This window comes from Tsukamurella strandjordii (assembly GCF_039525985.1).
Classification (GTDB): domain Bacteria; phylum Actinomycetota; class Actinomycetes; order Mycobacteriales; family Mycobacteriaceae; genus Tsukamurella; species Tsukamurella strandjordii.
On record NZ_BAAAII010000001.1, the window covers coordinates 89601 to 114695 of the forward strand.

The window sequence follows — 25095 nt, forward strand, 5'->3', positions numbered from 1 at the left end:
GGATACGGCACGATGGTGAGGTGAGCACACCGGAGTCCCGCGACCTGCTGATCCTCGACGTCCCCGTGGAGAGCCGGGCCGCACACGCGCGACTGCTGGCGTCGACCGACGCCGACGCCGTCACCATCGGCGGTCTCGACGTCGTCCTCTCCGCCGACGGGACACCCTCGGGAGTGCTCGTGGCCGCCGACGTGCTCGACGGCGCCGTGCGTCTCGCCGACCGCCGTGGTCTCCCCGTCCAGCCGGACGGTGACCGGGCAGCCGCCGTCGTCGACGGACTCACCCTCGGACTCGTCGGCCCGACAATGCCGTACCCCGCCGTCCCCGGCGCCGAGATCACCGGCATGGACCACCTCGTGCTGTCGTCCCCGAACCGCGACCGCATCATCGCGACACTGTGCGGGAGACTCGATTTCGACCTCCGCCTCGATCGCGTGCAGAGCTGGGGCGTGCATCAGCTGTTCTTCCGGCGGGGCGACCTGCTCGTGGAAGTGGTGCTCGCCGAGGGCGACGATGTCGACCCGTCCGGCCCCGACGCGCTGTGGGGCGTCGCCTGGCGCACCGCGGACGCCGATGCGACGCACCGCCGACTCACCGATCAGGGCATCACCGTGAGCGAGGTGCGCCGCGGGGCCAAACCCGGCACCCGCGTCGCCACGATCAAGGACCCCGCGCTGGGCGTCCCGACCATCGTGCTCGAACAGCGGTGACACTCACCCCGGCTGCTCCAGCGCGCTGATCAGGGGAGCTGCGAGGCAGCGGCCGGATCGAGATACCAGACCGTCTCCTCGGACCCGTGCGCACCGGCACACGGCCAGTCGTCGGGATTCGCGCCGCCGACCCCGGCCGCCACGGCCTCGGCCTTCTCAGCGCCGGACACCAGCAGCCACACCCGGCGCGCAGCGCCGACCGCGGGCAGCGTGAGCGTGAGCCGGTTCGGCGGCGGCTTCGGCGAATCGTGCACCGGAACCACCGGGAGCTTCCGCTCGCGGACCGCGTCCGTGTGCGGGAAGAGGGAGTTGATGTGGCCCTCGCCGCCCATGCCCAACAGGTGCACGTCGAACTGCGGCACGATGCCGTCACCCGCCGGAACCGCGTTGCCACGACGGGTCGCGTTCTGCGCCAAGCGCTGCGCGTAGACCTGGGCGGCCAGCGTGGCATCGCCGCTGAACTCGTCGGCGGCGGGGAAGCGGTACACGTTGTCCGGATCGACCGGCACATGGTCCAGCAGCAGGCCTCGGGTCTGCAGTTCGTTGCGGTCGGCGCTGCGGTCGGCAACGAATCGCTCGTCGCCGAAGAAGACGTCCACGGTCGACCAGTCGATCGGCCGGTCCCGCAGGGCCGCGGCGACGCCGTTGCCGTTGCTGCCGCCGGTCAGCACGATCGACGCGAAACCGCGATCGGCCTGCGCCTGCGCGATCACGGCGGCCACATCGTCGGCGGCGGCCGCGACGAGCGCTGCCGCATCGTCGAACCTGCGCACCGTGGTGGTGGAATCGCTCACCCGGACACCTCCGTTCGGTCGACGCCGGCCACACCGGCCAGCGCCTTCTCGTAGATCACGTCGTCGTCGAGACGACGCAGTTCCTCGGCCAGGCACGCGGCCACATCGCGCCGCCGCACCGCGACCCGCCCGTCGGGCTGCCCCGTGCGGGTGAGCACCGCCGTCGAATTCTGGTCGAACTCCAGGGCCAACGGGCCGCCGGGGCGGATGAGGCGCACCCCGAACCCGCCCACCCGGCGGGAGACCGGCACGCCCAACTGCGCGTGCAGCCAGCCCGCCAACAGATCGGTGGCCGCACTCGATGCCGGGCCCGTGACCTCGGCCGAGGTCACGTCCTCGTACGGGGGCTGATCGAGCGCCGAGGCGAGCAGGGCACGCCACGGGGTGATCCGCGACCAGGTGAGATCGGAATCGCCCGGCCGATAGCCCGCGAGCCGCGCACGGAGCGCGTCCACGCCGTCGTCGGCCGAGGTGGCGTCGGTGATCCGGCGCGAGGCGAGGCGCCCGAGCCGGTCCTCCGCCGGGACCGCCGGCGCCGCGCCCGGCCACCACGCCACCACCGGCGTATCGGGAAGCAGGAACGGAACCACCACCGAGGCACCGTGATCGGCCATCTCGCCGTACAGGCGCAGTAGGACCACCTCGGAGGCGCCGGCATCGCCGCCGACGCGGATCTGCGCATCGAGCCGAGTGGCCTCGGCCCGGGAGCCGCGGGCGAGCACGATCACACGGCACGGATGCTCCCGCGAGGCGGCGTTCGTGGCCTCGATCGCACTCTCCGTGGACTCGCCCTCCTCGGCCGAGATGATCAGCGTGAGAACGCGCCCCAGAGCGATCGCGCCGCCCGATTCGCGCAGTCGCACCAGGCTCTTGGAGACCTCCTGCGTGGAGGTGTCGGGGAGATCGAGAATCATGGTCGGCGCCACGTCCTTCCGGTGCGGGCCAGCATGGCGTCCGCCGACGCGGGACCCCAGGTTCCCGACTCGTACTCCTCGGGGCTGCCGTTCGCGGCCCAGTGCGCCAGCGCGGGATCGAGGATGCGCCAGGATAGTTCGACCTCGTCGTTGACCGGGAACAGGGAGGGCTCGCCCAGCAGGACGTCGAGGATGAGCCGCTCGTAGGCCTCGGGGGAGGCCACGGTGAAGGCCTCGCCGTAGCTGAAGTCCATGTTCACATCGCGCACCTCCATGGAGGCGCCCGGCACCTTGGAGCCGAACCGCAGCGTGACGCCCTCGTCGGGCTGCACCCGGATCACCAGGGCGTTGTGGCCCAACTCCTCGGTCATCGTGTCGTCGAACGGGAGATGCGGCGCGCGCTTGAAGACGAGCGCGATCTCGGTGACGCGGCGCCCCAGGCGCTTGCCGGTGCGCAGGTAGAAGGGCACACCCGCCCACCGCCGGGAGGCGATCTCCACCGTGATGGCGGCGAAGGTCTCCGTGGTGGAGGTGTGACTGAAACCCTCCTCCTGCAGTAGGCCGACGACCTTCTCGCTGCCCTGCCAGCCGGGACCGTACTGGCCGCGGGCGGTGGTCTCATCGAGCGGCTCCACGAGCGAGGTCGCCGAGAGGACCTTGATCTTCTCCGACTGCAGCTCGGTGGGCCGGAAGCTGGTGGGCTCCTCCATCGCGACCAGCGCCATCAACTGCAGCAGATGGTTCTGGATCACGTCGCGGGCGGCGCCGATGCCGTCGTAATAGCCTGCGCGGCCGCCCAAGCCGATGTCCTCGGCCATCGTGATCTGCACGTGGTCCACGTAGTGGCTGTTCCACATCGGCTCGAACAACTGGTTGGCGAAGCGCAGCGCCAGGATGTTCTGCACAGTCTCCTTGCCGAGGTAGTGGTCGATGCGGAACACCGACTGCTCGGGGAAGACCTCGTTGACCACGGCGTTGAGCTGCTTGGCGGATTCGAGATCGTGCCCGAAGGGCTTCTCGATCACCACCCGCCGCCAGCCGTCCTCCGGATTGTCCGGTCCCGCACCGTCGGCCAGGCCGGACCGCTTGAGCTGCTCGCAGACAGTGGGGAAGGCGTCGGGCGGGACCGACAGGTAGAAGGCGTGATTGCCGGCGGTGCCACGGGTCTCGTCGAGATCGCGCAGAGTCCCCGCCAGCCGGTCGAAGGCCGCATCGTCGCCGAACTCGCCCTGGACGAACCGGATCCCCTCGGCGAGGCGGTCCCAGACCTCCTGCCGGAACCCGGTGCGGGAGTTCTGCTTCACCGCATCGCGCACGATCTCGCTGAAGTCCTCGTGACTCCACGACCGCCGGGCGAAGCCGACGAGAGCGAACCCCGGGGGCAGGAGCCCGCGGTTGGCGAGGTCGTACACCGCGGGCATCAGCTTGCGGCGCGCCAGATCTCCGGTCACACCGAAGATCACCAGCGCGGACGGCCCCGCGATCCGCGGCAGACGACGGTCGCGCGGATCGCGGAGCGGGTTCGTCCAGGTCATCCGGTGGCTAGGCCTCGGCCTTGAGCTGCTCCGCCGTCGCATCGAGCAACTGCTGCCAGGCCTGCTCGAACTTCTCCACGCCCTCGGACTCCAGCTGGTCGAAGACGTCGGAGAGATCGACGCCCACGCCCTGCAGGTTCTCGAAGACCTGGAGCGAATCCTCCGCCTGCCCGATGATCGTGCCGTCGACCACCTCGCCGTGATCGGCGAAGGCCGCCATCGTGGCACCGGGCATGGTGTTCACGGTGTTCGGCGCGATCAGGCCGGCCACGTACAGGGTGTCCGGGTAGTCCGGGTTCTTCACGCCGGTCGACGCCCACAGCGGGCGCTGCACGTTGCCGCCCTCGATGTTCGCGAACCGTGCGCCGCCGAACACCTCCTCGTAGGCCGCGTACGCGAGCCGGGCGTTCGCCAGACCGGCCTGCCCGCGCAGCGCCAGCGCCTCGTCGGTGCCGATGCCGTCCAGCCGCTTGTCGATCTCACTGTCCACGCGCGAGACGAAGAACGAGGCGACGCTGTAGATCTTCGATACGTCGTGGCCGTTCTTGGCGGCGGCCTCGATGCCGTCGAGGTAGGCGTCCATCACCTGGCGGTGCCGCTCGACGGAGAAGATCAGGGTCACGTTCACCGAGATGCCCTCGGCGAGAACGCGACTGATCGCGGGCAGGCCCTCCATGGTGGCGGGGATCTTGATCAGCGTGTTCGGCCGGTCGACGATCTTCCACAGCTCGATGGCCTGGGCCACCGTGCCGTCGGTGTCGTGCGCCAGCCGCGGGTCGACCTCGATCGACACCCGGCCGTCGACGCCGCCGGTCTTCTCGAAGACGGGGGCCAGCACATCGCACGCCGCGCGCACGTCGTCGGTGGTCACCGTGCGGATCGTCTGGTCGACATCGGCACCGCGGGCCGCGAGCTCGGCCACCTGCGCCGCGTACTCGGTGCCCTTCGACAGCGCGGCCTGGAAGATGGCCGGGTTGGTGGTGACGCCGGTGACGGAGTCGGTCTCGGTGAGCTCCTTGAGCTTTCCGCTGCCGATGAGGCTCCGCGACAGGTCGTCGAGCCAGACGGAGACGCCGGCCTCGTAGAGCGCGGCGAGATTCGGGTTCTGAGCCATGTGTGCTTATCCCTTCAGGTTGGCGAGGGACTGCTCGGCCTTCTGGGCCACGTTCTCGCCGGTGAATCCGTACTTGGTGAACAGGACCTTGTCGGACGCCGACTCGCCGAAGTGCTCGAGCGAGACGACCTCGCCGAAGCCGCCGACGATGCGCCACCACGACTGCGCGATGCCCGCCTCGACCGCGACGCGAGCCTTCACCGAGGGCGGCAGCACGCTGTCCTGGTAGGCCTGGTCCTGGGCGTGGAACCACTCCACCGAGGGCATCGACACGACGCGGGCCTTGATGCCCTTCGCGGCCAGCAACTCCGCGCCCCGCACCGCCAACTGAACCTCCGAGCCGGTGCCGATGAGCAGCACATCGGGGGTGCCCTCGGTGTCCTGCAGGACGTAGCCGCCGCGGGCGACGCCCTCGGCGGACGTGCCCGCGAGGATCGGCACGTTCTGCCGGGTCAGGATGAGGCCGGTGGGACCGTTGCCGCCCGTGCGCTCCAGGGTGGCCTTCCACGCGGCGACGGTCTCGTTCGCATCGGCCGGGCGGACCACGTTGAGGCCCGGGATGGCGCGCAGCGCGGCGAGGTGCTCGACCGGCTGGTGCGTGGGGCCGTCCTCGCCGAGGCCGATCGAGTCGTGCGTCCAGACGTAGATCGGGTCGATGTCCATCAGGGCCGCGAGGCGCACCGCGGGACGCATGTAGTCGGCGAACTGCAGGAACGTGCCCGCGTAGGGACGCGTCGGGCCGTGCAGCACGATGCCGTTGAGGATCGACCCCATCGCGTGCTCGCGGATACCGAAGTGCAGGGTGCGGCCGTAGGGCTGCGCGTTCCAGTCCTCGGTCGAGATCGATGTGGGGCCGAAGGAGTCGGCGCCCTTGATCGTGGTGTTGTTCGAGCCCGCGAGGTCGGCCGAGCCGCCCCACAGCTCGGGCAGCGTCTGGCCGGCGGCCGCGAGGAAGGCGCCGGACGCGGCGCGGGTCGCCACGTCCTTATCGCCCACGGACCAGGTCGGCAGCTCGGCGTCCCAACCGGCGGGCAGGGCCTTGGCCTCAAGCCGGTCCAGCAGGGCCTTGCGCTCGGGGTTGGCGGTCGCCCACGCGCCGAACTTCGCGTTCCACGCCTCGTGCTCGGCCTGGCCGCGCCCCACCAGCTCCCGCGAGTGCGCGATCACCTCGGGGGCCACGTCGAAGCTCTTCGCCGGGTCGAAGCCCAGGATCTCCTTGACCGCGGCCACCTCGTCGGCGCCCAGGGCCGAGCCGTGCACGCCGCCGGTGTTCATCTTGTTCGGCGCGGGGAAGCCGATGACGGTGCGCACGATGATGATCGAGGGCTTGTCCGTGACCGCCTTGGCGGCCGCGGTGGCCTCTTCGATCGCCGTGACGTTCTCGCCGCCCTCGACGTACTGCACGTGCCAGCCGTACGCCTCGTAGCGCTTCGCGACGTCCTCGGACAGCGCGATGTCCGTGTTGTGCTCGATCGAGATCTTGTTGTCGTCGTAGAACAGGATCAGGTTGCCCAGCTGCTGGGTGCCGGCGAGCGAGCTGGCCTCGGAGGTGACGCCCTCCTCGATGTCGCCGTCGGAGGCGATCACGTAGATGAAGTGATCGAAGGGGCTCTGGCCCGGCGCGGTCTCGGGGTCGAACAGGCCGCGCTCGTAGCGCGAGGCCATCGCCATGCCGACCGCGGAGGCGAGGCCCTGGCCCAGCGGGCCGGTCGTGATCTCGACGCCCTTGGTGTGCCGGTACTCCGGGTGGCCCGGGGTGAGCGAGCCCTCGGTGCGCAGCGCCTCGATGTCGCTGAGCTCCAGGCCGAAGCCGCCCAAGTAGAGCTGCAGGTACAGGGTGAGGCTGGAGTGGCCGCAGGACAGGACGAACCGGTCGCGACCGATCCAGTGGGTGTCCGACGGGTCGTGCACCATCACCTTCTGGAACAGGGTGTACGCCAGGGGAGCGAGGCTCATCGCGGTGCCGGGGTGGCCATTGCCCACCTTCTGCACGGCGTCGGCGGCGAGCACTCGGGCGGTGTCGACCGCGCGGGTGTCGAGATCGGTCCAGTCGGCGGGGTGATGCGGGGTGGTGAGGGCTTGGATCTCGGCGGTGCTGGTCACGGCGGGCGGGTTCTCCTGGTCGTGGGCGTACGTGCACGGGGTGCTGATCGCACGGTGGCTTTCGACACTGCACGGCACCGCGCAGTTCCTCGCACCGGTCGAGGCACCCTCAGTGTGAACCCTACTCGGCGGTGCTGCACGGTCTGCGGAAACGGCTCCTCTCCCCGCCTGGATTCGGTCAGTCCGGCGCGGAGGACTACCATGGCCTGTAGTAGTCGATCCGGCGATCGTCGTGATCGGTATGGAAGGCGCGCGCAGCGCGCAGCGAGCTCGGTTCAGCCCCGGGCGTGTCAGGAGAGATCGGGTGCCGATGGTTTTCAAGGGCGGGCACGGGACCAACACCCCCAGCGCTCGCGCCGAGGCCGTGGGCGTGCCCAAGACCATCTTCGGCCGGGTCGTGCAGACGGTGCTGGCCTACATCGCCCTCACCAAGCCCAAGGTGATCGAGCTGCTGCTCGTGGCCACCATCCCGGTGATGCTGCTCGCCGATCGCGGCCACGTGAACCTGCCGCTCATCCTGTCGACCCTGTTCGGCGGATGGCTGGGCGCCGCATCGGCCAACACCCTGAACATGGTGGCCGACGCCGATATCGACAAGAAGATGAAGCGCACCGAGCGGCGGCCGCTCGCGCGCCAGGCGGTGCCCACCCGGCACGCACTGATCTTCGGCCTGGCGCTGGCCGCGGCCTCGTTCGCCTGGCTGAGCGTGATGGCCAACCCGCTGGCCGCGTGGCTGGTGCTGGCCACCATCGCCTTCTACCTCTTCGTCTACACCATGCTGCTCAAGCGGCGCACCAGCCAGAACGTGGTGTGGGGCGGCGCAGCCGGCTGCATGCCCACCCTGGTGGGCTGGGCCGCGGCGACGGGCACGATCCAGTGGCCCGCGATCGTGCTGTTCATGGTGATCTTCTTCTGGACGCCGCCGCACACCTGGGCGCTGGCCATGCGCTACCGCGAGGATTACAAGGCCGCGGGCGTCCCGATGCTGCCGGTGGTGGCGCCGGAGACCACCGTCGCGCGGCAGATGGTCTGGTACACCTGGGCCACTGTGATCACCACGCTGGTGCTGATCCCCGCCGCCGGTGTCGTGTACGCCGTGGCCGCCGCACTGTGCGGTGCCTGGTTCCTGTACGCGGTGCACAAGCTGTACAAGCAGACCAAGGCAGGCCAGGAGATCAAGCCGCTCAAGGTGTTCCTGCAGTCGAACAACTACCTCGCCGTGCTGTTCTGCGCGCTGTCGGTGGACTCGATCCTCAACTTCCCGACCGTCGGCCACCTGCTGGGCCTGTAGGTCGCCGTGGCCGCCGCCGATCGCGCCGTGTGGCCGCTGATCTTCGCCGAACGGGCGGCACTCGCCGCCGATCTCGCCGGACTGACCGACGACCAGTGGGACACCCCGTCGCTGTGCGCGGGCCTGACGGTGCGCGAGGTGCTCGCCCACATCACCGCCGGCGCGTCCGACAATCCGGTCGTCTGGTTCGCGGGCGTGCTGCGGAACCGGTTCGACTTCGACGCCAATGTCGCGCAACGGCTGGCGAAGCGGCTCGGCGACGACCCCGCCGACACCCTGCGGCAGTTCCGCGCCGTCGAGACCAGCCGCACCAAGGCGCCGATACCGGTGGTCGCGATGCTGGGGGAGTCGATCGTGCACGGCGAGGACATCCGTCGCCCGCTCGGGATCGTCCGCGCCTACCCCGCCGAGGCCCTCGACCGGGTCGCACGCTTCTACGCGGGCTCCGATCTGATGCTGCCGTCCGCGACCCGGGCGAATGGCCTGCGGCTGCGCGCGACCGACACCGACTTCGCCGTCGGTGACGGACCCGAGGTGAGCGGTCCGACGATCGCGCTGATCATGGCGCTCACCGGCAGGGACGCCTACCTCGCCGAGCTCGACGGTCCGGGCCTGCCGGAGTTCGCCGCGCGCTGACGGCGCCGCCGTATCACCCGGACATCGGCCGTTCGCCGGTCACCGAGCGCACCCGCACGATCCGACCCGCGACGAAGTCGAAGGTATCGACCCCGCCGACGTGGCGGTCGCCCACGCGCGCATCCCACACGCAGTGCCCCCAGGAATCGGTGGTGTGCGCTTCCACGATGGAATAGGTCAGACCCGGCCGTGGTTCGCGGAACGCCCCGATCAGGTCGGCCAGCGCCTGTGGGGAATCCACGCGATCCCCGACGGTTCCGATCGCGGCGCCGCCGAAACGGATGGACACATGGTCCGCGCAGATCACCGCCGCACTATCCAGCTGCCCGTTCCACAGGTCGGTCCAGCCGTCCAGAAGATTCGCGTGCGGTCCCGTCGTTGTCATGTGACCGAGCATGGCCGAGGGGTGTGACAAGTCACCCGGAGCGACTGTCGACGCGTCCTCAGGAATGCGGCTGCAGGGCGGCGCGCACCGTCGCGCGGACGCGGCGGTCGACCTCCGCGGGGTTGGAGGAGTCGAGCTTGCCGTCCAGGTGCAGGAAGGCCAGACCGTGCACGAGCGCCCAAACGGCGGTGGCGGTGTTATCGGCGTCCTCGGAGGGAAGCGTCTGCGAGACGATGTGATTGAGGTACGCGGTGATCATCTCGACCGCCTCGACCCGATCGGGATCGGTGCCGCAGGGCTCGGCGAACATCGCCCGGAACAGGCCGGTGCGGTGCAGGGCGAAGTTCACGTACGCCACCGCGATATCGGCGAGGTCCTCGGGCGTCGACGGTTCCGGGGACGCCGCAGCGAGCGTCGCGGCCAGTTCCCGATAGCCGACGGCGGCGACCGCTGAGATCAGGGCGTTGCGGTCGGGGAAGTGGCGATAGGGGGCGGCGGTGGAGACCCCGGCACGCCGGGCCACCGCCCGCAGCGACAGGTCGTTCGCGCCGCCCTCCTCGTCGAGGAGCTCGACGGCGGCGTTGACGAGCGCGCCGGGAAGGTCGCCGTGGTGATAGGTGCCCGTCGTGGTCATGGAGACAATCTACCTCAGTGTTTGCGCCGCTTACATATCGTGTCAGGGCAGCAGCGCCACCGAACCCGTGGTGCGGCGCGCCTGCAGATCGATGTGCGCCCGCGACGCCTCGGCCAGCGGGTAGGTGGCGCCCACGCGGAACCGCAGCGAACCGTCGTGCAGGCCGTCGAGCACGGCGCGGCTGCGCCGCGCGAACTCCTCCGGCGTGGCCACGTACGCGCCCAGGCTCGGCCGCTGCACGTAGAGCGAACCGAGCGGGTTCAGGCGCTGCAGGTCGAAGGGTGGCACCGGGCCGCTCGCGGCACCGAACAGCACCACGATGCCGCGCCGCCGCACTGCCGCGAGCGAGGCCTCGAAGGTGTCTTTGCCGACACCGTCGTACACCGCGGCGACGCCCTCGCCGCCCGTGAGCTCGCGCGCCCGTGCGGCGATGTCCTCGTCGTACCGCAGCACCTGCCACGCCCCGGCGTCCCGCGAGAGCCGCTCCTTCTCGTCGGTCGAGACGGTGGTGATCACGCGGGCACCGCGCGCGGCCGCGAACTGGGTCACCAGCAGGCCGGTACCGCCGGCACCCGCATGCACCAGCACGGTGTCGCCCGCCTGCACGGGGTAGGAGTCGTGGGTCAGGTAGTGCGCCGTCATGCCCTGCAACAGGACCGACGCCGCGACCTCGGGTGCGACCCCGTCGGGCACCACCACGGTGCGCTCGGCAGCAACCGTCACCAGTTCGGCGTACGAGCCCGGCGCGTCGCTCCAGGCGACCACATCACCGACCGCGCGGTCCACGACGCCCTCGCCCACCGCCACCACGGTGCCGGAGCCCTCGCTGCCCGGGATGTACGGCAGGGCAGTGGGATACATGCCCTCGCGGAAGTAGGTGTCGATGAAGTTGACGCCGATGGCGGACGTGCGCACCAGCACCTGTCCCGGACCGGGCGCCGGATCCGGCGCCTCGCCGTAGTGCAGGACCTCGGGGCCGCCGTGTTCGCTCACAGTGATCGCACGCATGTGACTTTCAACCCCGAACCCGCCGAGCTATTCCCGGGCCGCCCGTAGAGTGAGACGCATGCGCTCACTGGTGTACTACGTCGCCGTCAGCCTGGACGGCCGAATCGCAGGTCCCCGAGGGGAATACGACTTCTACCCCGTCGACGACGAGTACTCGCGGCAGATGAACGAGGAGTGGTCCGACGGGCTGCCCACCGGGCTGCACGAGGCGCTCGGGATCACCCCGCCGCGCACCAAGTGGGACACCGTGGTGATGGGCCGCGGAACCTTCCAGCCCGCGATCGACATGGGCATCGCCGACCCCTACGCGCACCTGCGCACGATCGTCTACTCCTCGACGCTGAATCAGGCCGACCATCCCGCCGTGGAGATCGTGGCCGACGACCCCGTGGCGCACATGCGCGCACTGAAAGCGGAGGAGGGCGGCGACATCTGGCTGTGCGGCGGCGCGAAGCTCGCGGGCACGCTGGCCGATCAGATCGACCGCCTGGTGACGAAGATCTACCCGGTGACCGCCGGCGACGGCATCCCGCTTCTCCAGGGCGGCTTCGCGCCGCGGCAGTGGACGCTGACCGACCACCGGGTGTTCGACATCGGGGTGATTCTGGCGCAGTACGACCGCGCCCGAAGCTAGTGCGCTATCTGGTGCCCAGAGCGCGGTAGCCGGCCATCCGGGCGTGGTGGCCCTGCTCGGTGGTCGCCTTCGAGACCAGCTCGCGGTCCCACTCCGAGGTGTCGATGCCGGCCTTCTCGGCGGCGTCTTTCGCCTGGGCCTCGTTGGCGACGATCTGATCGCCCATGATGCCGTCCTCGCCGACGAGGGTGATCCGCACGCCCTCCTCGCCCATGTTCTGCAGCACGGCCTTGGCGCCGCCGTGCCGGCCGGAGAAGGCCTTCAGGCGGGAGACGACGTTCGACGGGGCCTGATCGCTCATACCGGCAGCATATCGCCCGTGCGGTCGGAGCCCCGCACCACCCGCGGCGACATCAGGCGGTACAGGATCGCGGTCTCGGCGATCACCGACATCGCGCCCGCGACGTGCAGCACCACCAGCAGCGCGGGAACACCGGTGAAGTACTGGACCACACCGATCAGCGACTGCGCGGCGACCACCGCGAAGACGATCTTCAGCCGTCGGCGCACCGCCTCCGACGACGGGCCGCGCGCGATGAGCACCGCGGCGCCGATCAGGATCGCCACGTACAGCGCGACCAGCAGGCCGTGCGTCAGGGACAGCAGGGGGATCGACGCGTCGAGCCGATCGATCGCCTTGGGATTGGTGCGGTCGCCCGCGTGCGGTCCGGCGGCGGTGACCACCACGCCCGCGGCCAGCACGAAGGCCATCACCACGGCGGAGACGGCGATCAGCCGGCGGGCGCCCGCGGGGGCGGCCTCGATCTCGGAGCCGTCGTCGGGCTCGGCGACCTTGGCGTACAGCGTGGCCGCGATCCACACCATGGCGCAGGAGACCAGCATGTGCGCGCCGACCACCCACCAGCGCAGCCCGGTGAGCACGGTGATACCGCCGAGAATGCCCTGCGCGAAGGTGGAGAAGGGCAGGATCCACGCGTAGACCAGGATCTCCTTGCGCCGCCGCGCCCTGGTCACCGCCAGCACGATCGCGATCGACGTGGTGACCACGATCCACACCGCGATCTGCCGGTTGCCGAACTCGATCGCCTGATGCCACCACGGAACGTCCTGCTGCGGGATGGGCAGCAGGGAATCGTCGAAGCACTTGGGCCAGGTGGGGCAGCCGAGGCCGGAGCCGGTCACCCGGACCACGGACCCGGTGACGGCGATCAGCGCCTGGGACAGCAGTGCCGCGAGCGCGAGACGCCGCTGCGTCCGCATGCTGGGCATCGGCAGGCGGTCGACGAGGCGCAGGAACAGCTGATACACGCCGTTCATCGTACTGGGAGCCGCACTGTCTACTACAAAGTGTCGGAGGTGCTGTCGGCGCGGGCGATCAACGCGAGGGAGAGCAGAGCCGCCACCGCTGCGGCGAGCGGCAGCGCGCCGATGCCCAGGGTGCCGAGCAGGGTGCCGCCGAGGGCGCCACCGGCGGCGACGCCCAGATGGGTGCCGGAGGTGTTGAGGGCGAGGGCCTGCGGTGCCACCGGCCCGGCGAGCGCGAACAGCCGGGCCTGGATCACCGGGGTGTTCCAGAACGCGAACCCGGCCCAGGCCGTGGCCACCACCAGGACCAGCGGGAACGGCATCGGCCGCGCCAGCCACAGCAACCACAGCGCGATCATGCAGGCGGCCACCGCGCCGATGCCCACCACGAGGGCGCGGTCCGCTCCCCAGCGGTCGGCCGCCGATCCGCCGAGCCAGATCCCCACCGCGCCGGCGATCCCCGAGAGCGCGAAGGTCAGGGTCCTGGCGTCGAGTCCGGCGGACGTGGTCGCCGCCAGGTACGGGGCCAGATACGTGTACAGCATCATCGAACCGGTCATCAGGGCCCAGTTCGCGGCCAGGCCGAGCGCCACCGGGCGGCTCCGCAGGGTCGCGAACTGTTCGGCCAAGGGCGGCGGTGTCGAGCCGCCCTCGTCCCGGGGCAGCACGGCCAGCATCGCGACCAGGACGACGGCGCCCGCGGCGGCCATCGTGGCGAAGGTCGCCTGCCAGCCGACGGTGCCGCCGATCCAGGTGCCGATCGGGACGCCCGCCGCGATCGAGCCGGTCACGCCGAGCGAGACCACGGCGAGGTAGCGGCCGGACCTGTCCGGCGGGGCGTGCTGCGCGGCGAAGGCGAACAGCGCCGGCGTCACCGATGCCGCGGCCAGTGCCGCGACGATCCGCAAGCCCAGGAGAAGAGGGAAGGTGGTCGCGAACGAGGCCGCCGCGTTCGCCGCGAGGAAGACGAGCAGGCCACCGGCGAACAGGCGCCGCCGGGGTAGGCGGGCGAAGGTGATCGCCGCGATCGGTGCGGCCACGGCCACGGTGAGGGAGAAGGCGGTGATGAGCTGCCCGGCTTGGCCCTCGGAGACCCCGAGGTCCGTGGCGATCTCCGGGAGGATGCCGGCGATCACGTAATCGTCGGTGTACAGCACGAACCCGGCGCCGAACAGGACGAACAGCCAGGCGGGCACGGTGGGGCCTATCCCGTGAACCGGAACAGCCGGACCGCGGCGGTCGCGCCCAGCACGCCCCATACCAGCAGTACGGCGATCCCGAAGAGATCGAAGCCGCCGCCGGTGGTGGCGCGGATCAGTGCCTCGGTCAATGCGCCCGACGGGGACAGTCGCGCGAGCAGGACGACGACGTCCGGCAGGTGCCGGTCGACCACCACGAGCGATCCGATCGCCGATCCCACGAACCACAGCAGATTCGCCAGGGCGAGGACCACTTCGGCCTTGAGCGTGCCGCCCAGGAGCAAGCCGAGCGAGGCGAAGGCGAAGACGCCGACGGCCATCGCGCCGGCGCCGATCACCAGGCCGAGCGGGTCGGGCCGCCAGCCGAGGGCGAAACCGATCGCGCCCAGGATCGCCGCCTGCAGACCGACCACGATCACCACGGCCAGCGTCTTGCCGGCGATCACGCCCCAGGTGGGCAGCGGGGTGGCGCCGAGTCGCTTGAGGGCGCCGTAGCGCCGATCGAAGCCCACGGCGATGGCCTGCCCGGTGAACGCCGTCGACATCACGGCCACGGCCATGATCGCCGGGACCAGCGTGTCGATGGTGAGCACGTCGTCGCCGATGGGCAGCACCGTCAGACCCACGAGCAGCGCGATCGGGATGAACATCGTGAGCAGCAGCTGCTCGCCGTTGCGGAGCAGCAGCGTGAGCTCCATCCGCGTCTGCGCGGCGATCATCGCGGCCGGTGCGGCGGGCCGCGGGGCCGGGGCGAAGGTTCCGGGGGTGAACCGGGAGTCGGTCGAGGTCACGTCATCCCCTCAGGTCGCGGCCGGTGAGATCGAGGAAGACGTCCTGCAGGCTCCGGGTACCCACCCGTAGATCGGAGATGAGGGCGTCGTGGTCGGCGCAGAAGGCCGTGGCGGCGGCGATCACGGCCGGCGTCACCTCGGCGCCGCGCACCACGTACACCGCGCGATCGTTCGGCTCACCGTCGTCCACGGTCACCGCGAAGTCCGTGCCCAGCCGGGCGGCCAGTCCGTCGGCGCTCAGGCCCGACGGTGCCGTGACTCGCAGTTCGTGTTCGGCCCCGGCCCGGGTCAGTTCCTCCGGCGTACCGTCGGCCACCGCGCGGCCGCGGTCGACGATGACGACCCGGTCGGCGAGGGCCTCGGCCTCGTCGAGCAGGTGGGTGGTGAGCAGCACCGAGACCCCGTCGCGGCGCAGCGCGGCGATGAGGTCCCAGACCAGCAGCCGGGCCTGGGCGTCGAGGCCCGCGGTGGGCTCGTCGAGGAAGACGAGTTCGGGGCGGCCGACGAGGGCGCAGGCGAGGGCGAGGCGCTGCTGCTGGCCCCCGGACAGCCGGCGGTAGCTGACGCCGACCACGTCGGAGAGCCCGAGGGTGGACAGCAGCCAGTCGGGGTCGAGCGGGTTCGCCGAGTAGGCGGCCACGAGGCGCAGCATCTCGCCGGCTTTGGCGCCGGGGTAGGCGCCGCCGCCCTGGAGCATCACGCCGATCCGGGGCTTGAGGCGGTCGGCGTCGGCGACGGGGTCGAGGCCGAGGACCCGGATCGTGCCGGAGTCGGGGGAGCCGAAGCCCTCGCACATCTCGACCGTCGTGGTCTTGCCGGCGCCGTTCGGTCCGAGCAGGGCGAGGACGCTGCCCTCATCGAGGGTCAGGCTGAGTCCGTCGACGGCGACGACGTCGCCGAAGCGCTTGGTGACGTCGATCGCGGACAGTGCTGGCACGGAAGGTCAGCGTACTGGACGGGCGGCCCGGCGCCGCGCGCGGTCGCGGGGCAGTTCGAAGGTCAGATAGACCGCGAGCGCCACCACGACCACGGTGGTCATACCAGCCTTGGCGATCACGTAGGGCTCGATCTCGCCGCCGTTGGGCATGAGCATCACGGAGATCACACTCGAGACGATGACCGCCGCGAGGCGGAATCCCGGTGCGGTGGCCCAGGCGGCCAGCGGGACGATGGCCCACAGCAGGTACCAGGGCTGCACCACGGGGAACAGCAGGACGAGCGCGCCCATCGAGATGCCCAGTGCGCCCACCGGGAGGATTCGGCCGGACAGTGTGGCGATCAGCATCCGCAGCACGATGAGGGCGCCCACCGCGGCGGCGATCGGCCGCGTGATCGCGAGGATCGCGGTGGTGTGATCGCCGAGCCCGAGCAGCACGCCCACCTGCCCGGTGCCGAGGCCGAGCACGGTGGGGATCGACATCCACGACCGGACCTTGTTGGCGGTGCCCAGGGTGCCCGCGTCGAGCCAGCCGTAGCCGAGTCCGGTGGATTGGCACACCACGACCACCACGATCACCAGGATCACGCCGAGGTACACCGCGGACACGGCGAGCGCGCCGAAGGTGCGTTTGGCGTGGGGACGGAAGTCGGCGAGCGCCTGCCGCCACCCGCCGAGCCGGCCGCCGATATCGGGGAAGCTGCCGCCCAGCCGGCGGGTGAGCGCCATGCCGATGAAGCCCAGAGCCAGCACCGAGGTGATCTTGATCAGGCCCGAAGCGGCGATCGTCGCGGCACCGGCGGTGAGCAGCCAGCCGGTGGACGAGGGTTTGACACCGTCCATGAACTGCAGCCCGGAGGAGATCGCGCGCAGCGCCCACTCCATGCCGACGAGCATCATGCCGAGCATGAGCGCTTCGTTGTGGATGCCCGCGATGAGGTGGAAGATCACCAGTGGATTCGCCGCACCGAGCCAGAGCGCCGCGACCTCGCTGACGCCGCAGCGGCGGGCCAGGCGGGGGAGCGCCCACACGATCATGGCGACGCCGGCCAGCGCGAGCATGCGGTGCAGCACCACACCGGCGACGATGTTCTCACCGGTCAGGTATGTGATGCCGCGGCCGAGGTAGAGGAACAGCGGCCCGTACGGCGCGGGGGTGTCGCGCCAGATGTTGGGGACCGACCGGGTGAAGACGTGGTCGATGCCCAGGGCCGCTGCGGGGCCGATCTTGTACGGGTCCAGGCCGCGTGCCGTGATCTCCGACTGCGCCAGGTACGAGTACACGTCCTTGCTGAACATCGGGGGCGCGAACAGGAAGGGGAGCACCCACAGTGCGAGGATGCGGTCGAAGGCGGGCCGGGTGAGCCGGCGGGTGGGTGCGGGATCGCGGTGCGCGCCGGGGACCAGGTAGCCGACGGTGTAGCGGCGCAGTAGTACCCACGCGATCATCAGCATCGCGGTGCCCACCATCGTCACGGTGAGCGCCGTGGACTGCATCCGGAACATCAGGCCCAGCACGCGTCGGCCGGCGATCGGGTTCTGCACCACGGGGAAGGCGCCCACGCCGAGCGCGCCGAAGGCGATGAGCACGGCGCCGACGCCGCCGAAGGTCGCGATGCGGCGCACCGAGGACTTCTCGGCGGCGGTCAGATCGGGGTAGCGATCCTTCTCGTTGGCGTGCAGCCGCGTCACCGAACCGTGCTGGTCGCCGGACGACCCCGGCGGCTTGCTCAGTCCGAGGAAGTCCGCGACCGCGCGCGCACGATCGGGGAGCGTGGGGGTTGCGGACACGATCGCAAGCGTAGACGGTGCGCCGGATCACACCGGCTCGGTCGCGCCATCGCGCGGTGCGCAGGGCCTTCGGAACTCGAAGCTTAGCCTGGCCTTGCTGGAAAGCCCGTCCGATTTAAGAAACAATCGTGTTGTGAAATACGAGCAGGAGATCACCACGCGTGACGGGGACACCCGCGACGCCGTGGTCGCGCTGCTCATGAACCGGGGCCAGGCCACCGCGGCCGATATCGGCGAGGCCCTGGGGATCACGACCACCGCCGTGCGGCGTCACCTCGACAATCTGCTCGAGGCGGGCGACGTGACGGTGGCGCCACCGTCGGGACTCGGAGGGCGCGGGCGCGGTCGCCCGGCCAAGGAGTTCCTGCTCACGCAGTCCGGGCGGCGTCGCCTCGGTCAGGGTTACGACGCCCTGGCGGTCGACGCCCTCCGCGCGCTGCGCGAGGTCGGCGGCGATGAGGCGGTGCGTGCCTTCGCGCGCCGTCGGGCCGAACAGGCCATCAGCACCGCCACCGTCAGCCCGACCGAGTCCTCGGACCCGGTCGACGGTGCCCGTAGGATCGCGGCGGCCCTCTCGGACGCCGGATTCTCCGCCGACGCCCGCGAAGTGGGCAGCGGCGTCCAGATCTGCCAACACCACTGCCCGGTGTCGGAGGTCGCAGCCGAGTTCCCCGAACTGTGCGAGGCCGAAATTTCGGCGATCGAACAGGCGTTGGGAACTCATGTACAGCGTTTGGCCACCATCGCCAACGGTGACCGCGCTTGCACGACCCATGTGCCCCTCGAGCACGTGGGACCGAAGAGCAACACCCGCTAAGGAGCTTCGATGACAACGGTCGACAACGGCCCGCTGTCCCAGGAGGAGACGATCGCCTCCCTGGGCACCTACGGCTACGGCTGGCACGACTCCGACGCCGCCGGCGCGTCGGCCCAGCGCGGACTCTCCGAGGCCGTGGTCACGGACATCTCGGCCAAGAAGAACGAGTCGGAGTGGATGCTCCAGCAGCGCCTCAAGGCCCTGAGCATCTTCGAGAAGAAGCCCATGCCCTCGTGGGGCAGCAACCTCGACGGCATCGACTTCGACAACATCAAGTACTTCGTGCGCTCCTCGGAGAAGCAGGCCGAGAGCTGGGAAGACCTGCCCGAGGACATCAAGAACACCTACGACAAGCTGGGCATCCCCGAGGCGGAGAAGCAGCGCCTCGTGGCCGGTGTGGCCGCCCAGTACGAGTCCGAGGTGGTGTACCACTCCATCCGCGAGGACCTGGAGGAGAAGGGTGTCATCTTCATGGACACCGACACCGGTCTGCGTGAGCACCCGGAGCTCTTCGAGGAGTACTTCGGCTCGGTGATCCCCGCGGGCGACAACAAGTTCTCCGCGCTGAACACCGCCGTGTGGTCGGGTGGCTCGTTCATCTACGTGCCCAAGGGCGTCCACGTGGACATCCCGCTGCAGGCCTACTTCCGGATCAACACCGAGAACATGGGCCAGTTCGAGCGCACCCTGATCATCGTCGACGAGGACGCCTACGTGCACTACGTCGAGGGCTGCACCGCGCCGATCTACAAGTCGGACTCGCTGCACTCCGCGGTGGTCGAGATCATCGTGAAGAAGGGCGGCCGCTGCCGCTACACCACGATCCAGAACTGGTCGAACAACGTCTACAACCTGGTCACCAAGCGCGCCAAGGCCGAGGCCGGCGCCACCATGGAGTGGATCGACGGCAACATCGGTTCCAAGGTCACCATGAAGTACCCGGCCGTGTGGATGATGGGCGAGCACGCCAAGGGCGAGGTGCTCTCCGTGGCCTTCGCCGGCGAGGGCCAGCACCAGGACACCGGCTCGAAGATGGTGCACTTCGCGCCGAACACCTCGAGCAACATCGTCAGCAAGTCGGTGGCGCGTGGCGGTGGCCGGGCCAGCTACCGCGGCCTGATCCAGATCAACAAGGGCGCGCACGGCAGCCGTTCCACGGTGAAGTGCGATGCGCTGCTGGTGGATACGATCTCCCGCTCGGACACCTACCCGTACGTCGACATCCGCGAGGACGACGTGACCATGGGCCACGAGGCCACCGTCTCGAAGGTCTCCGACGATCAGCTGTTCTACCTGATGAGCCGCGGCCTCACCGAGGACGAGGCCATGGCCATGGTGGTGCGCGGCTTCGTCGAGCCCATCGCCAAGGAGCTGCCGATGGAGTACGCCCTCGAGCTGAACCGACTGATCGAACTGCAGATGGAAGGGTCGGTGGGCTAGTGAGTTCCCAGCTCAACGAGGCCGTCGAGGCGCATCCCGTCGCCAACAAGGGCGAGCTGTTCACCTCGTTCGACGCGGATGCCTTCGAGGTGCCCAGCCACCGGGACGAGGCCTGGCGCTTCACCCCGCTGCGTCGTCTGCGCGGGCTGCACGACGGTTCCGCGCAGGCCGACGGTGCCGTCACGGTGTCCGTCGACGCGGTGCCCGAGGGGCTCACCGTCGAGACCGTGGCCAAGGGTGATCCCCGCCTCGGTGAGGCCGGCGTGCCCTTCGATCGTGTTGCCGCGCAGGCCTTCACCTCGATGACCGAGGCCACTGTGCTCACCATCGCCAAGGAGGCGGAGGTCGCCGAGCCGATCATCGTGCGCCTTGCGGGCCCCGGTGAGGGCAAGACCGCGTTCTCGCACATCCAGGTGCGCCTGGAGCGGCACTCGCGGGCCGTGGTCGTGCTCGATCACACGGGCTCGGGCACTGCCGCCGAGAACGTCGAGGTGATCCTGGGCGACGGTGCGTCGCTGCAGATCATCGACGCGCAGGACTTCGCCGACGATGCGGTGTGGGTCACCCAGCACCATGTGCGCCTGGGGCGCGACGCGCACGTGCGGCACTTCGCGGTGCAGCTCGGCGGCGAGCTGGTCCGGATGACCCCGCGCGTGCAGTTCGACGGCCCCGGCGGTAACGCGGAGCTGTTCGGCCTGTACTTCGCCGACGCCGGCCAGCACCTCGAGCAGCGCCTGCTGGTGGATCACTCGGTGCCGAACTGCAAGTCGAACGTGATCTACAAGGGCGCGCTGCAGGGCGATCCGGCCTCGAAGCTGCCCGATGCGCACACCGTCTGGGTGGGCGATGTGCTGATCCGCGCCGCGGCCGAGGGCACCGACACCTTCGAGCTGAACCGCAACCTGGTCCTCACCGACGGTGCGCGCGCCGATTCGGTGCCGAACCTGGAGATCGAGACCGGCGAGATCGAGGGCGCCGGCCATGCCAGCGCCACCGGCCGGTTCGACGATGAGCAGCTGTTCTACCTGCGTTCGCGCGGTATCGAAGAGGCCGAGGCCCGCCGCCTGGTGGTGCGCGGCTTCTTCCAAGAGCTGATCGACCGGATCTCCGTCCCCGAGCTGCGCGAGCGTCTCGCCGCGGCCATCGAAAACGAACTCGCCACCGCCGGCGTCTGATACGTACGAAGGAATCACTGTGTCTACTCTGGAAATCCGCGATCTGCACGTCAACGTGGTGCAGTCGGACGAGAACGCCGAGCCGATCGAGATCCTCAAGGGCGTGAACCTCACCATCAACTCGGGTGAGACCCACGCCATCATGGGCCCCAACGGTTCCGGCAAGTCCACGCTGAGCTACGCCATCGCCGGCCATCCCAAGTACCAGGTCACCCAGGGCAGCATCACGCTCGACGGCGAGGACGTGCTCGCGATGTCGGTCGACGAGCGCGCCCGCGCCGGCCTGTTCCTGGCGATGCAGTACCCCGTCGAGGTGCCCGGCGTCTCGATGTCGAACTTCCTGCGCTCGGCCGCCACCGCGGTCCGCGGCGAGGCCCCCAAGCTGCGGCACTGGGTCAAGGAGGTCAAGGAGGCGATGAGCGAGCTGGAGATCGATTCCCAGTTCGGTGAGCGCTCCGTGAACGAGGGCTTCTCGGGCGGCGAGAAGAAGCGCCACGAGATCCTGCAGCTGGGCCTGATCAAGCCGAAGTTCGCCATCCTCGACGAGACCGACTCCGGCCTCGACGTGGACGCGCTGCGCGTCGTCTCCGAGGGCGTCAACCGCTACGCCGAGCGGGAGAACGGCGGCGTCCTGCTCATCACGCACTACACCCGCATCCTGCGCTACATCCACCCGCAGTACGTGCACGTCTTCGTGAACGGCCGCATCGTGGAGTCGGGCGGCCCGGAGCTGGCCGACGAGCTGGAGGAGAACGGCTACGTGCGGTTCACCCAGGCCGTGGGAGCATGACGGCCACCGCGACTTTCGACGTCACGGCGGTGCGGGCGGATTTCCCGATCCTGTCCCGCACGGTCCGCGACGACAAGCCGCTGGTCTACCTCGATTCCGGCGCCACGTCGCAGCGGCCCCGGCAGGTGCTCGACGCCGAGTGGGACTTCCTCACCACCCGTAACGCGGCGGTCCACCGCGGCGCGCATCAGCTCGCCGAGGAGGCCACCGACGCCTACGAGGACGCGCGGGCCGCGATCGCGGACTTCGTGCGGGTCTCGCCCGACGAGCTGGTCTTCACCAAGAACGCGACCGAATCGCTGAACCTGGTGGCCTACACCCTCGGCGACGATCGCGCGGCCGGCGTGCTCGGCGGGCACCGCCTGCGCGAGGGCGACACCGTGGTGGTCACCGAGCTGGAACATCACGCGAATCTCGTGCCCTGGCAGGAACTCTGCCGCCGCACCGGTGCCACGCTCAAGTGGTACGGCGTCACCGACGACGGCCGGATCGACCTCGATTCGCTGGAGCTCGACTCCTCGGTGAAGATCGTCGCGTTCACCCACGCCTCCAACGTGACCGGCGCGATCGCCCCGGTCCCGGAGCTGGTGGCCCGCGCCCGCGCGGCGGGTGCGCTGGTCGTCCTCGACGCCTGCCAGTCGGTCCCGCACACGCCGGTCGATTTCGCGGCGCTCGATGTGGACTTCGCGGCCTTCTCCGGCCACAAGATGTACGGCCCCTCCGGTGTGGGCGTGCTGTACGGCAAGCGCGACATCCTCGCGCAGCTCCCGCCGTTCATCACCGGTGGCTCGATGATCGAGACCGTCACCATGGAGGGCTCCACCTACGCGGCTCCGCCGCAGCGGTTCGAGGCCGGCGTGCCGATGACCTCCCAGGCCGTGGGCCTGGGGGCCGCGGTGAAGTACCTCGGCGCCCTCGGCATGCCGCAGGTGGCCGCGCACGAGCACGCGCTGGTGGATGCGACGCTCGATCGTCTCGATGCGATCGACGGCCTGCGGATCATCGGCCCCACCGACAACCACGACCGCGGCAGTGCCGTCTCCTTCGTGGTCGACGGGATCCACGCCCACGATCTCGGCCAGGTGCTCGACGACGAGGGCGTCGCGATCCGCGTGGGACACCACTGCGCGTGGCCGCTGCACCGCCGGTTCGGCGTGGCCGCCACCGCTCGTGCCTCGTTCGCCGTGTACAACACCGTCGATGAGGTCGATGTGCTCGCCGAGGCCATCGTCAAGGCGCAGAAGTTCTTCGGGGTGATCTGATGCGGATGGAGCAGATGTACCAGGACGTGATCCTGGACCACTACAAACACCCGCACCATCGCGGTCTCCGCGAGCCCTTCGGTGCCGAGGTGCACCACGTGAACCCGACCTGCGGCGACGAAGTGACGCTGCGGGTTCAGCTCTCCGACGACCGCGAGACCGTGCTCGACGTCTCGTACGACGGCCAGGGCTGCTCGATCTCGCAGGCGTCCACCTCCGTGCTCACCGATCAGGTGATCGGCCAGTCGGTGGGCGAGGCCCTGAAGATGGTGCAGTCGTACACCGAGATGCTCCAGTCCCGCGGCCAGATCGAGGGCGACGAGGATCTGATCGGCGACGGTATCGCCTTCGTCGGTGTGTCGAAATATCCCGCGCGCGTGAAGTGCGCACTGCTCGGCTGGATGGCCTTCAAGGACGCCACCGCGCAGATCATCGACTCCGAGGAGAAGTCGGCATGACCGAGAACACCGCACCCGAGACGACGGCCCCCGAGACCGCTGCGGCGGCAGCGCCCGAGACTGCTGCGCCCGCCGCGGTCGGCCCGGGTACCGACAACCCGCTGAACCTGCCCACCCTCGACGATGTCGAGGAGGCCATGCGCGATGTGGTCGATCCTGAGCTGGGCATCAACGTGGTCGACCTCGGCCTGGTCTACGACCTGCGGGTCGACGACGATGCGTCGGTCATCATCGATATGACGCTGACCTCGGCGGCCTGCCCGCTCACGGACGTCATCGAGGACCAGACCCGCGCCGCGCTGGTCTCCTCCGGCCTGGCCACCGACGCCAAGATCAACTGGGTCTGGATGCCGCCGTGGGGCCCGGACAAGATCACCGACGACGGCCGAGAGCAGCTGCGCGCCCTCGGCTTCACGGTCTAGGTTCCACGGTCTCGGTCCCGCACGGGATCACAGGTCCTTCGCGAACCAGTGGTGCGCGTACGGATTGTCGTTGTACCGCTCCACCTCCCGGTACCCCAGCGCGCGGTACAGCGCGATCGCCTCGGTGAGCCCGGCGTTGGTGTCGAGCCGCACGGTGCGCACACCGGCGTCGCGGGCGCGTGATTCCAGCTCGGCCATGATCCGCCGACCCAGGCCCATGCCGCGCACCGTCGGGGCGGCCCACACGCGTTTGACCTCCGCGAAACCGTTCTCCTGGAAGGTGAGCGCGCCGCAGCCGACGGTCTCGCCGTGCAGCGTGGCCACCAGGAGCAGTCCGGCGGGCGGTGTGATCGCCGCGTCGCGGATGGCGCCGCCGACGCTTGGGTCGAAGCCGTCCCGCAGTCGCTCGCCGAGCTCGGTGTAGTACTGCCGGGCGGCGAATTGTGCCGGGGCAGTGGCGGCATCGGCCTCGTCGATGCGCACCTGCGATGCCAGGAGTAGGCGCTCGACCTCTGCCATGGCCGCGATCAACCGGGTCCGTTGTCCTGCGCTGAGCGGAGCCAGCAGTCCGCGGGCGGCGTCCTCCGAGCGCGCCTCCAGTTCGAGGTACTCGGCCGCTCCGCGCTCGGTGATCCGGGCCGTGCGCACCCGCCCGTCGCCGTCGTCGTTGGTCACGGTGACCAGGCCATCGGATTCGAGGGCGCGCAGGAGTCGGCTGAGATACCCCGAGTCGAGATCGAGACGGGTGCGCAGGTCGCGGACGTCCACACCGTCGGCGCGGCCGATCTCCCAGAGCAGCCGCGCCTGCCCCAGTGGCCGGTCCTGTGCCAAATAGCGGTCCTGCAGCACGCCGAGTCGCTGGGTGACCGCCCGATTGAACCGCCGGAGCCCGGCGACCTGTTCCTCCATATACCTGACTATAGTCAGGAAACTTCCGGGATGCACGAATCGCCGACGGCGTGACCGCAGAGGAACTCGTCGCCCACTCC

At 70.0% G+C, this 25095-nt stretch carries 27 protein-coding genes; 12 read left to right on the forward strand and 15 right to left on the reverse strand.

The genetic code is table 11. The features are described 5' to 3' along the window. Positions 1-20: 20 nt before the first annotated feature. Positions 21-710: a VOC family protein gene (locus ABD108_RS00420; protein WP_343928940.1), complete on the forward strand. Its 690-nt coding sequence runs from the start codon at positions 21-23 to the stop codon at positions 708-710. Between the two features lie 29 nt (positions 711-739). On the opposite strand, the gene pgl is transcribed toward ABD108_RS00420, so the two are convergent. From pgl to tkt, 5 genes are read right to left on the reverse strand one after another with little or no spacing between them, the layout of a single operon-like run. Beyond that, positions 740-1504, reverse strand: coding sequence for a 6-phosphogluconolactonase (pgl, locus tag ABD108_RS00425; protein WP_220655696.1), 765 nt, complete (start codon positions 1502-1504; stop codon positions 740-742). After that, positions 1501-2418 carry a glucose-6-phosphate dehydrogenase assembly protein OpcA gene (locus ABD108_RS00430; RefSeq protein ID WP_343928941.1) on the reverse strand — a complete coding sequence of 306 codons (918 nt, stop codon included), beginning with the start codon at positions 2416-2418 and terminating at the stop codon, positions 1501-1503. The genes pgl and ABD108_RS00430 overlap by 4 nt, the downstream gene beginning before the upstream one ends. Further along, a complete protein-coding gene (gene zwf / locus ABD108_RS00435) occupies positions 2415-3953 on the reverse strand; it encodes a glucose-6-phosphate dehydrogenase (RefSeq protein WP_343928942.1) in 1539 nt (512 codons plus the stop codon). Before zwf ends, ABD108_RS00430 begins: the two co-directional genes overlap by 4 nt. A 7-nt stretch (positions 3954-3960) precedes the next feature. Continuing rightward, positions 3961-5067: a transaldolase gene (gene tal / locus ABD108_RS00440; protein WP_220655693.1), complete on the reverse strand. Its 1107-nt coding sequence runs from the start codon at positions 5065-5067 to the stop codon at positions 3961-3963. A 6-nt stretch (positions 5068-5073) separates the two neighbouring features. Further along, complete coding sequence (gene tkt / locus ABD108_RS00445; protein ID WP_343928943.1) at positions 5074-7170, reverse strand: transketolase; 2097 nt, start codon at positions 7168-7170, stop codon at positions 5074-5076. Here tkt and ABD108_RS00450 point away from each other — a divergent pair. The 3 genes from ABD108_RS00450 to ABD108_RS00460 all read left to right on the forward strand — a co-directional run bounded on the left by ABD108_RS00450 (position 7160) and on the right by ABD108_RS00460 (position 9097). After that, a complete protein-coding gene (locus tag ABD108_RS00450) occupies positions 7160-7288 on the forward strand; it encodes a hypothetical protein (RefSeq protein ID WP_255585447.1) in 129 nt (42 codons plus the stop codon). The two genes, tkt and ABD108_RS00450, sit on opposite strands and share 11 nt — an antisense overlap. 192 nt (positions 7289-7480) lie before the next feature. Beyond that, positions 7481-8461 (forward strand): heme o synthase, encoded by a 981-nt coding sequence (locus ABD108_RS00455; RefSeq protein WP_374758696.1) that lies wholly within the window; start codon positions 7481-7483, stop codon positions 8459-8461. A 6-nt stretch (positions 8462-8467) separates the two neighbouring features. Further along, positions 8468-9097, forward strand: coding sequence for a maleylpyruvate isomerase family mycothiol-dependent enzyme (locus ABD108_RS00460; protein WP_255585446.1), 630 nt, complete (start codon positions 8468-8470; stop codon positions 9095-9097). A 13-nt stretch (positions 9098-9110) separates the two neighbouring features. On the opposite strand, the gene ABD108_RS00465 is transcribed toward ABD108_RS00460, so the two are convergent. From ABD108_RS00465 to ABD108_RS00475, 3 genes are read right to left on the reverse strand one after another with little or no spacing between them, the layout of a single operon-like run. Then, a complete protein-coding gene (locus tag ABD108_RS00465; protein ID WP_220655690.1) occupies positions 9111-9494 on the reverse strand; it encodes a hypothetical protein in 384 nt (127 codons plus the stop codon). A gap of 46 nt (positions 9495-9540) precedes the next feature. After that, positions 9541-10116: a TetR/AcrR family transcriptional regulator gene (locus ABD108_RS00470; protein WP_343928944.1), complete on the reverse strand. Its 576-nt coding sequence runs from the start codon at positions 10114-10116 to the stop codon at positions 9541-9543. Between the two features lie 42 nt (positions 10117-10158). Next, positions 10159-11124 carry a quinone oxidoreductase family protein gene (locus tag ABD108_RS00475; RefSeq protein WP_305112031.1) on the reverse strand — a complete coding sequence of 322 codons (966 nt, stop codon included), beginning with the start codon at positions 11122-11124 and terminating at the stop codon, positions 10159-10161. Between the two features lie 58 nt (positions 11125-11182). On the opposite strand from ABD108_RS00475, the gene ABD108_RS00480 reads away from it, so the two are divergent. Then, positions 11183-11758 carry a dihydrofolate reductase family protein gene (locus ABD108_RS00480; RefSeq protein ID WP_343928945.1) on the forward strand — a complete coding sequence of 192 codons (576 nt, stop codon included), beginning with the start codon at positions 11183-11185 and terminating at the stop codon, positions 11756-11758. A gap of 4 nt (positions 11759-11762) precedes the next feature. Here ABD108_RS00480 and ABD108_RS00485 read toward each other — a convergent pair whose 3' ends face one another. From ABD108_RS00485 to mptB, 6 genes are read right to left on the reverse strand one after another with little or no spacing between them, the layout of a single operon-like run. Further along, positions 11763-12059, reverse strand: coding sequence for a hypothetical protein (locus ABD108_RS00485; RefSeq protein WP_343928946.1), 297 nt, complete (start codon positions 12057-12059; stop codon positions 11763-11765). Next, a complete protein-coding gene (locus tag ABD108_RS00490; protein WP_220655685.1) occupies positions 12056-13036 on the reverse strand; it encodes a COX15/CtaA family protein in 981 nt (326 codons plus the stop codon). The genes ABD108_RS00485 and ABD108_RS00490 overlap by 4 nt, the downstream gene beginning before the upstream one ends. Positions 13037-13059: 23 nt before the next feature. Continuing rightward, positions 13060-14220, reverse strand: a complete 1161-nt coding sequence (locus tag ABD108_RS00495) for an MFS transporter (RefSeq protein ID WP_343928947.1) — start codon at positions 14218-14220, stop codon at positions 13060-13062. Between the two features lie 8 nt (positions 14221-14228). Further along, positions 14229-15014 (reverse strand): ABC transporter permease, encoded by a 786-nt coding sequence (locus ABD108_RS00500; protein WP_343928948.1) that lies wholly within the window; start codon positions 15012-15014, stop codon positions 14229-14231. A 1-nt stretch (position 15015) separates the two neighbouring features. Next, on the reverse strand, positions 15016-15951 hold the full coding sequence (locus ABD108_RS00505; RefSeq protein ID WP_343928949.1) for an ABC transporter ATP-binding protein: 936 nt from the start codon (positions 15949-15951) through the stop codon (positions 15016-15018). A gap of 6 nt (positions 15952-15957) precedes the next feature. Beyond that, positions 15958-17685 carry a polyprenol phosphomannose-dependent alpha 1,6 mannosyltransferase MptB gene (gene mptB / locus ABD108_RS00510; RefSeq protein WP_425579750.1) on the reverse strand — a complete coding sequence of 576 codons (1728 nt, stop codon included), beginning with the start codon at positions 17683-17685 and terminating at the stop codon, positions 15958-15960. Positions 17686-17875: 190 nt separating this feature from the next. Between mptB and ABD108_RS00515 the strand changes: the two genes are divergently transcribed. The 7 genes from ABD108_RS00515 to ABD108_RS00545 are packed head-to-tail and all read left to right on the forward strand — an operon-like array spanning position 17876 to position 24106. Then, on the forward strand, positions 17876-18559 hold the full coding sequence (locus tag ABD108_RS00515) for a helix-turn-helix transcriptional regulator (RefSeq protein WP_343928950.1): 684 nt from the start codon (positions 17876-17878) through the stop codon (positions 18557-18559). Positions 18560-18568: 9 nt separating this feature from the next. Further along, positions 18569-19999: a Fe-S cluster assembly protein SufB gene (sufB, locus tag ABD108_RS00520; protein ID WP_220655680.1), complete on the forward strand. Its 1431-nt coding sequence runs from the start codon at positions 18569-18571 to the stop codon at positions 19997-19999. Next, complete coding sequence (sufD, locus tag ABD108_RS00525; protein ID WP_220655679.1) at positions 19999-21174, forward strand: Fe-S cluster assembly protein SufD; 1176 nt, start codon at positions 19999-20001, stop codon at positions 21172-21174. The genes sufB and sufD overlap by 1 nt, the downstream gene beginning before the upstream one ends. 19 nt (positions 21175-21193) lie before the next feature. Further along, a complete protein-coding gene (sufC, locus tag ABD108_RS00530; RefSeq protein ID WP_220655678.1) occupies positions 21194-21964 on the forward strand; it encodes a Fe-S cluster assembly ATPase SufC in 771 nt (256 codons plus the stop codon). Next, positions 21961-23226: a cysteine desulfurase gene (locus ABD108_RS00535; protein ID WP_343928951.1), complete on the forward strand. Its 1266-nt coding sequence runs from the start codon at positions 21961-21963 to the stop codon at positions 23224-23226. Before sufC ends, ABD108_RS00535 begins: the two co-directional genes overlap by 4 nt. Beyond that, positions 23226-23684 (forward strand): Fe-S cluster assembly sulfur transfer protein SufU, encoded by a 459-nt coding sequence (sufU, locus tag ABD108_RS00540; RefSeq protein ID WP_220655676.1) that lies wholly within the window; start codon positions 23226-23228, stop codon positions 23682-23684. Before ABD108_RS00535 ends, sufU begins: the two co-directional genes overlap by 1 nt. Continuing rightward, entirely contained in the window at positions 23681-24106 is a 426-nt protein-coding gene (locus ABD108_RS00545; protein ID WP_305112025.1) for a metal-sulfur cluster assembly factor, read from the forward strand. Before sufU ends, ABD108_RS00545 begins: the two co-directional genes overlap by 4 nt. 27 nt (positions 24107-24133) lie before the next feature. Here the strand turns inward: ABD108_RS00545 and ABD108_RS00550 are convergent, their stop codons facing one another. Next, complete coding sequence (locus ABD108_RS00550; RefSeq protein ID WP_343928952.1) at positions 24134-25015, reverse strand: bifunctional helix-turn-helix transcriptional regulator/GNAT family N-acetyltransferase; 882 nt, start codon at positions 25013-25015, stop codon at positions 24134-24136. Positions 25016-25095 lie beyond the last annotated feature (80 nt).